The organism is Streptomyces sp. NPDC044061 (genome assembly GCF_056434305.1).
This window is the reverse complement of record NZ_JBWKFL010000122.1, coordinates 1-6,482: the sequence shown is the minus strand read 5'-3', so window position 1 is coordinate 6,482 and position 6,482 is coordinate 1. Positions and strand designations below refer to the sequence as shown.

The 6,482-nt window shown below is 68.4% G+C and carries 10 protein-coding genes and 1 pseudogene; 7 read left to right on the top strand and 4 right to left on the bottom strand.

Annotated features, from left to right (window positions below; all coding sequences use genetic code 11):
- Window positions 1–299: 299 nt before the first annotated feature.
- Window positions 300–704: a Zn-ribbon domain-containing OB-fold protein gene (locus AC07CM_RS50175; RefSeq protein WP_478883248.1), complete on the bottom strand. Its 405-nt coding sequence runs from the start codon at window positions 702–704 to the stop codon at window positions 300–302.
- A 448-nt stretch (window positions 705–1,152) separates the two neighbouring features.
- Between AC07CM_RS50175 and AC07CM_RS50170 the strand changes: the two genes are divergently transcribed.
- From AC07CM_RS50170 to AC07CM_RS50160, 3 genes and pseudogenes are all read left to right on the top strand, one after another.
- Window positions 1,153–1,374 (top strand): hypothetical protein, encoded by a 222-nt coding sequence (locus AC07CM_RS50170; RefSeq protein WP_478883247.1) that lies wholly within the window; start codon window positions 1,153–1,155, stop codon window positions 1,372–1,374.
- A 316-nt stretch (window positions 1,375–1,690) separates the two neighbouring features.
- A pseudogene (locus AC07CM_RS50165) lies at window positions 1,691–1,945 on the top strand (flotillin family protein); the annotation flags it as partial.
- Window positions 1,946–1,986: 41 nt separating this feature from the next.
- Complete coding sequence (locus tag AC07CM_RS50160; RefSeq protein WP_478883249.1) at window positions 1,987–2,451, top strand: ImmA/IrrE family metallo-endopeptidase; 465 nt, start codon at window positions 1,987–1,989, stop codon at window positions 2,449–2,451.
- Between the two features lie 8 nt (window positions 2,452–2,459).
- Here AC07CM_RS50160 and AC07CM_RS50155 read toward each other — a convergent pair whose 3' ends face one another.
- From AC07CM_RS50155 to AC07CM_RS50145, 3 genes are read right to left on the bottom strand one after another with little or no spacing between them, the layout of a single operon-like run.
- Entirely contained in the window at window positions 2,460–3,185 is a 726-nt protein-coding gene (locus AC07CM_RS50155; RefSeq protein ID WP_478883246.1) for a WbqC family protein, read from the bottom strand.
- Window positions 3,186–3,213: 28 nt separating this feature from the next.
- Window positions 3,214–3,903 carry a YdcF family protein gene (locus tag AC07CM_RS50150; RefSeq protein ID WP_478883245.1) on the bottom strand — a complete coding sequence of 230 codons (690 nt, stop codon included), beginning with the start codon at window positions 3,901–3,903 and terminating at the stop codon, window positions 3,214–3,216.
- Window positions 3,900–4,943 carry a helix-turn-helix domain-containing protein gene (locus AC07CM_RS50145; protein ID WP_478883244.1) on the bottom strand — a complete coding sequence of 348 codons (1,044 nt, stop codon included), beginning with the start codon at window positions 4,941–4,943 and terminating at the stop codon, window positions 3,900–3,902. The genes AC07CM_RS50150 and AC07CM_RS50145 overlap by 4 nt, the downstream gene beginning before the upstream one ends.
- A 119-nt stretch (window positions 4,944–5,062) precedes the next feature.
- On the opposite strand from AC07CM_RS50145, the gene AC07CM_RS50140 reads away from it, so the two are divergent.
- Genes AC07CM_RS50140 through AC07CM_RS50125 form a run of 4 tightly spaced genes read left to right on the top strand, consistent with a single transcriptional unit; the run spans window position 5,063 to window position 6,253 of the window.
- A complete protein-coding gene (locus AC07CM_RS50140) occupies window positions 5,063–5,479 on the top strand; it encodes a hypothetical protein (RefSeq protein WP_478883243.1) in 417 nt (138 codons plus the stop codon).
- Window positions 5,479–5,892 (top strand): hypothetical protein, encoded by a 414-nt coding sequence (locus AC07CM_RS50135; RefSeq protein ID WP_478883242.1) that lies wholly within the window; start codon window positions 5,479–5,481, stop codon window positions 5,890–5,892. The genes AC07CM_RS50140 and AC07CM_RS50135 overlap by 1 nt, the downstream gene beginning before the upstream one ends.
- Window positions 5,889–6,125, top strand: a complete 237-nt coding sequence (locus AC07CM_RS50130) for a DUF7848 domain-containing protein (RefSeq protein WP_478883241.1) — start codon at window positions 5,889–5,891, stop codon at window positions 6,123–6,125. Before AC07CM_RS50135 ends, AC07CM_RS50130 begins: the two co-directional genes overlap by 4 nt.
- Complete coding sequence (locus AC07CM_RS50125) at window positions 6,113–6,253, top strand: hypothetical protein (protein ID WP_478883240.1); 141 nt, start codon at window positions 6,113–6,115, stop codon at window positions 6,251–6,253. The genes AC07CM_RS50130 and AC07CM_RS50125 overlap by 13 nt, the downstream gene beginning before the upstream one ends.
- The last annotated feature ends 229 nt before the right edge of the window (window positions 6,254–6,482 follow it).

The following is a 6,482-nucleotide window of genomic DNA, read 5'->3' as shown; positions in this document are numbered from 1 at the left end:
TTGCGCGACACCCGCAACCGCTCGGCCACCACCGGCGGCGCCACCCCTTGCTCAAACAGTCCAGCAGCCTCGAACCGCACCCGCTCCCGGGCATCGCGCTCAACCGCGGTCAGGCCACCACCGTCGGAGTACCTCATATCCAGGACATAGCACCGAACTGACTAGCCGTCACCCCTACACGACAACCTCAGAAGCTGCGGTGCGGCACCACTCGCATCAGCAGCCTCGTCCAAGCCGTTCTCGCCCTCCACCTGACCTGCTCACACGAGGATTGAAAAACTTGAGGTCTGCTCCCTGGGTCAGGTGCGGTATTCGTCCAGGGGCTGGAAGACGGGCTCGCCCCCTGCCGGGTCCTGCGCGGTGGACAGCCGTACCCGGTCGCCGCCGTGGATGCCCAGGAGCGGGCCCGTGACCCGGCCTCGGACGATGAAACCCTCGCCCATCTCTATCAGTGACGCGTTGCGCGCGGCGGGGGTGTTGCGGTGCACGATGGTGGAGTGCCGGACGGTGCCGGTGCCTTCGCTGCGCTCGGTCCGCAGGTCGCTGCCTCCACAGGCCGGGCACAGCACCCGCTGGTAGGTGGCCGTGTCGCACCAGGTGCAGCGCTGGAAGTACAAAGCCCCCGGCTCGTCACGTGCGGGCTCGAGGAGGCCGGTCGCGGAGCCGGCAGCGGGATGAGTGGCGTTTCCTGAGTGGTGGTACACGCTGGTCAACTCCCTGCGCGCGGCTGGAATTTCCGCGTGCGCGGGGCGCCCGCCTGTGCGCGGTCGCGCCACCACCGTGCACGGTCGAAGACTATGGCACTCGGTGCCACATGTACAGCACTACGTGCCATCACTTGTCGCGATCCCGCACCCCCGCCCGGTTTGCCACGCGACCGACGTTGTCGACGTGGAGTCGGTCAGAGTGAGTCCGGCCGGCGAGGCATCCGTCGATGAGGTCGGGCCCGTACCGGACCCGGCGCAGCCCCCCGGAGGCCGTGCATCGGTAGGCAGGACCGGTGAAGGCGGTGTTGGCCCGGCAGCGGCGTTGTCAGGTGGTACAGCCACACGTAATGGCTGATGATCTCCGGCGGGAAGCGGAAACCCCGGTACGACACCGTGCCCACGAGCAGCCCCTCCAGCGACCCCGACCAGACTCCACGACGGCGTTGTGCAGTACGGCATCGAGGCGGCCGCCACCGTCACCTACAGCCACGCGGGGGAGTTCGGGTGGCCGTGTTGCTTCACCGTCCGCGGACTTGACCGCTACCTCAGCGAGATCTGCCTCTGGCAGCGCTTCCAGATCGACGCCGTACTGCTCGAGGCGGCCCGTAGGGGCGTGTGCGACCAGGAGTCCGGTTACGGCCTGAGAACCCGCATCATCCGCGCCTGATCCCGCCCTCACGCGGTTGCCGCACCCCCCAGCCCCACGGCCGCCCCCGAGCGAGTCGCCGGGATCCAGCAGCCGGAAGAGGCTGTCCTCCTCCTGGTCGGGACCGCGGATTGCCTGGCCATCCGGCGCGCCGGCGACCCTCCGGGGCCCGCCGCCACGGTTCGGTCCGGGACCGGAGCCGTGGCGGCGGGTTTGTCGTACTGCCTGACTGGGCGGGCACGCCCGCGCGGGCGGTGTCCCCGGCCGCCGGCTGCTCCCCAGCAGGGGGGACGGCTGGGGCCATCCCAGCCAGTTCACGTTCGGCTGTGGCGTCCCGCGGGCCGGTTATCAGGCCGAGCGGGACAAGGCGCGGGGGCGAAGGGCCGCCAGGCCGGTCCGCTCGCCGACGCGGCCGCCCGGCAGGAGATGGTGGCCAGGGAGGCGGCTCGCCGAGTTGGAGGCGCACCGCAGGGAACAGCAGTTGCAGGCGGACGTCCGCAAGCCGGCCGACGCCCGGGCCTACGAGGAGCGGACGCTGGCCGAGGCCGAGGCCGAGGGCGACGCGCGGATCTCGGGGGCGCAGGCCACCGCGCTGACGATGTCTACCGCCACCGTTTCACGGCCGCCCATGAACTGGGGCACCTCGTACTCCGCGGGGACGCCACTGGTGGCAGCTGTCAGGAGAAGGAGGCCGATGCCTTCGCCGCCGCGTTCCTCACTCCGCAGGACAGCATCCTGCCCCTCTTGCCCAAGCGTATGGACTTCGCCTGCTTGGCCGAACTCAGGCGGGTTTGGGGCGTCTCCATCCACTCACTCGTCTACCGGTGTCGCGAACTCGGGCTCATCTCCGATGTCACGTCAAGCCGTACTTACCAACGCCTCCGAGCCCTGGACGGCCAACCGGGCTTCATTCCGGAGTCGGTTGCACACTACTCCGGTGAGCAGCCGTCACTGCTGCGCCAGGCTTTCGAACTTGCCTGTAAGGAAGTGGATCTTTCAGTGGCTGCGCTGGCGCACGAGTTGGCCTGGAGGACCAAGCGCGTCCGAGAACTGCTCGACGTCCAGGAACAGTGCCCCGTTCTACGCCTGGTGCAGTAGCGGCTCAGTCACGCCCAGGCTTCAGGGAAGCGCGCTCCTCGTCGGGTAGCCAGTTGGTTCGCCAGCGCCGCGGGCCCGGTCTTGCTCAGGGCCCAGAGGCTGCTGATCCGCCGGCTCCACTGCCAGAGCGGGTCATGCGTATCCACAGGGGTGCGGAAAGGCAGCACGGGGATGCCGTGGGCATCGAAGGGACCCACGTCGAGGTATCGCAAGCCACCGGTGCCGCACAGATATTGGGTGCTGCCGGTGGCCGCGGCGAGGTCGGCAAGGCGCTCGGACCGGCTTTGGCGGGTCGGGATCTCGCTGCTGTCCAGCACTTCCCCCGACCAGCCGAGAGCCGTGAGCAGGGCAATCGTTGATGTTTTCGCGACGTCTGCCACGCATTCTGAGGTGTCGAGTGTGTCCAGGACCGCGTGCAAGACGTCACGCACGGCATACCAGTGGCGGCTATGGCCGTGATACTGGCGCACGAGCAGTTCGACCGTCCGGCGCGAGCGGCAGGGATCAACGAGCCGTGCCTGGCTGATCAGCGTCGGGCGCCCATGTGGAAGGTGTGTCGGGAGCGTGAGCCACTGCTGCCGCCCAGGATCGTCCAGGGCGGCCATCCGGGCACGGTGCTGGAAATCACGCCGGGCGAACTGGACGTCGGCCAGGACGATCCACCGGTCGGCAGCGAAGAGCTTCGCCAACGTGGACAGCCGTGGGAACAGCTTCGGCTGGTGGATCGCGCACACTCCGCCCGACGAGTTGACACGGGGTGGCTCAGGTGCTGATGAGGCGGCTGTCGAAGCCGGCGCCCAGGAGGCGATCGTAAGCGTCATACACATCCCCCGGTACGTGCTGCTCGACGGCGAAGCCGAGCTTCGGGTACTCGATCACCCGTTGCAGGTCGCCGACGAGCATGTCGACGACGAGCTTCTCGTCGCCGATGGACTTGATGTAGTCGTCCAGTTCCAGTGGCTCGGAGGCACAGACGACCTCTGCCTCGGGCCACAGCTTGCGGCAGGTCGCGTACGAGCGGCGCTCCATGTACGGCTTGGAGATCAGCAGCAGAGAGTCGACCGTGATGCCTGCCTCGGCCAGCAGCTCGCGAGAGAAGATGATGTTTTGGCCGGTGTTGGCCGCCTTCGGCTCGACTAGGATCGCTTCGTTCAAAACGTCCAGGCTCAGGGCGTGCTCGCGGTAGTGGACGGCCTCGCCGCGCGGGAAGCGGGCGCGGGTGGTGGGGCTGTTGCCGCCGCTGAAGACCACGACCGGGAAGAGGCCGGCACGGTAGAGGTCGGCTGCTGTGGTAGCCACGCCCAGGTCGTGGCTGCCGAGGCCGATCGCCGCCGAGCAGGGCCGCTGCTCGTGGCCCATCTGGTGGTAGTTCCAGATCAGCGTCGCGTCGTGGAACTGCTCGTCGGTGATCTGGCGCTGCTCGTGCTGCGGCACTGGCACTCCCTGGCTCATCCCTGCTGGCCTCTTCGGATGCCCTCGATGCTGCGCAGCTGGTGGCTCAGCCCGTACTGCTGGGCCACCTGCGCCGCCTGATCGAGGACGGACAGCCCATCATTCCGGGTCGCCGCGTCCGACAGAAGGATGTGCCCGTAGGCGGTGTCCAGCCGCACTCGCTGCATCGGGGAGTCGACCGCGGCGGTGGTGCGCGCGATGCCGATGTAGTGCAGGGCCTGCTTGAGGTCGCCTGCGCCGCGATGGGCCAGGGCCAGCTTCTGGTGGGCGACCGACCAGTCCTCCGGCTCGCCCAGGTCCTCGAACGCACGAGTGGCAGCCGTCATCACGTTGGTGGCGTACTCGTTGTTGCCCTCCTTGCTCAGGGCCGTACCCACCCAGAGCCGAGCCCTGGCTCGGTCGCGGAGGCTCAAGCGCTCGTCCCTGGCGAGGACGTCGTACTGACGGGCGGAGGCTTCCAACTCGCCAGACATCTCCTGGACAACAGCCAGAGAGAGCTCGATCTGGGCCACTCGGCGCGGGATGGCGAGGTCGGTAAACATGCCGCGGGCGGTCAGGTAGGAGTGCCGGGCGGAGAGCGGACCGAGGATCGCGCCCTGGTCACGCTGGAGGTCGCCCAGAAGCACGAGGGAACGGCCGTAGAGATAGAGGCCCTTGTCATCCAGGTCATGCGGGTCGTGTCGAGTCAGCCAGCGGTTCAACAGTGAGGTGGCAAAGGGGAAGTTCTGGCGGCTGACACACACCACAGCCCGCTCGACGTCCTCGGTCCAGGCTTCGTACTCCGCCGGCCGCGCGCTCTTCCTGCCGGGGAACATCAGCGCCTCGAACCTGGCCTGAGCAGCGGAGTCCGCGCGGGCCAGTGCCGTGTCGAGGATGGCCTGGGTATCCGGGCGGGGCTGGGTTGCGATACCGAGGCTCTCCCACTTGGCGACCGTGCGCAGCGCGACACCGAGGTGCTCGGCGAAGCCGCGCGTGCTCATACGCAGCGCGGCGCGCAGGGCGCTCGCCTCCCGGCCTGTCCATTGCTGCACGGTGACCACGGATGACCTCCCTCCGTCACGTATGGAAGCACTGTCGGTGACGACGTGGGGCGGGAAGTGCAACGGAAGTACAACAGCAGGTCATTTCGAGGCCGTTCACGACGGCCGACGCTATGGGCATGGACGACGACCTCATCACCGAACGCCGCTCCGTCGCCTGCCCCCAGGTCTTCGGCTACCTGCGTCATGTCACCGGCGGCCCCGCCCGCCACTCGGCGCTCGTACGCTGCCTCACCGAGTACTGCCGACAGCATGAGCTGATTTTGTGCGGCGTGTTCACCGACCGCGAGGCGACGGAGGCCGTCCGCTCTCCCGCCTTCGTCGGCCTCCTGGACGCACTCGAATTGCCCGACACCTATGGCGCCGTGGTCCCTGCCCTCAGCCACCTCGGCCCAAAGCGCGTCGTAGCCGACCGGCAGCGGCAGATAACAGCAACAGACACCCGTCTGATCGTGGTTCGCCCCATCAGGCCGACGACGGAACGTGCGCCTCTGTTCGGCGTGAGTCCCGGCCTCCAGCGCCAAGGGGATGCGTGATGTCCGTCCGTGAAGCGCTGCGCAGCGCACCCATGGTCAACGACGTGCCCGGACTCCGCCTGCTCCGAGTCGGCGACGGCTGGGACCTCGTACGTACCCCCGCAGCGGTCGGCTTCCTGGCCCTGGCCCACCTGCGGGCCACAGGCACGGCAATCGGCCCGGTGTTGTACGACGGGCCCAACGAACGCCTCTACTACGCCATCGACACAGGCACCGCCGGAAATTGGTGTGACCTGCCGGTCCGACATCTCACCATCAACTCGTGGCTCGTCGCGCCCGGAATGGAACAGATCGACGACTGGTTCGGCGGTTGGTGCGAGCTGCCCGACGACGACACCCTCACCGACGCGCACGCCCTCCGTGCCGCACTCCAGCACCCGCACGTCGCCACGGCCCTGGAGGCGGTTCGATGACCAGCCGCGCGATCATCTGCCACAAGGAGTGGACCCTCCAGCCCGACCGGGAACCCGACGCCGAGCCCACCACGTACGCGATGCAGTGCGCGGTCTGTGGCGAGACCTCACTGCCCGGCACCGACTTCGCCGAACCGCAGAGCTGGGTGTTCACGCACGGTGGCCGCAACCCCTCGCACCATACGTACCGGGAGATCATCACCCGCCCATGGAGGGCCTGGTGGAAGCTGTGAACCGCCGTGTCGCCGCCCAGGTCGCCCGGGCCTCCCGTTACGCCGGACCCCTGCTGATCGTGCTCGTGGCCGCCTCGTGCGGCTTCGTGATCGGCGTGGCCGCCTCGGCCGCACGGATCACGCCCTGACCCCCGAGTCGCGGAGGGATCCACCGGCCGAGTTGGCGGCCAATCTGATCGCCGCCCACCACCAGGCCCGACCAACCCCTCGTTGCCAACCTGTGGAGGTTCCATGATCGAGACGAACGCCGACACCCAGAGGTTGGACTCTGGTGCGCAATTCCTGACGCGGCATCGGCTGAGTACGCGATGATCGCCTGAGCGGTCGCCTTTCCCGTCGTGTGGCCGCGGGGGTGAT

Bases quoted from the DNA above. Each gene is read 5' to 3' on its own strand.
- AC07CM_RS50150 (WP_478883245.1), bottom strand. From the start codon at position 3,903: ATGAGCCAGGGAGTGCCAGTGCCGCAGCACGAGCAGCGCCAGATCACC.
- AC07CM_RS50135 (WP_478883242.1), top strand. From the start codon at position 5,479: ATGTCCGTCCGTGAAGCGCTGCGCAGCGCACCCATGGTCAACGACGTG.
- AC07CM_RS50140 (WP_478883243.1), top strand. From the start codon at position 5,063: ATGGACGACGACCTCATCACCGAACGCCGCTCCGTCGCCTGCCCCCAG.
- AC07CM_RS50130 (WP_478883241.1), top strand. From the start codon at position 5,889: ATGACCAGCCGCGCGATCATCTGCCACAAGGAGTGGACCCTCCAGCCC.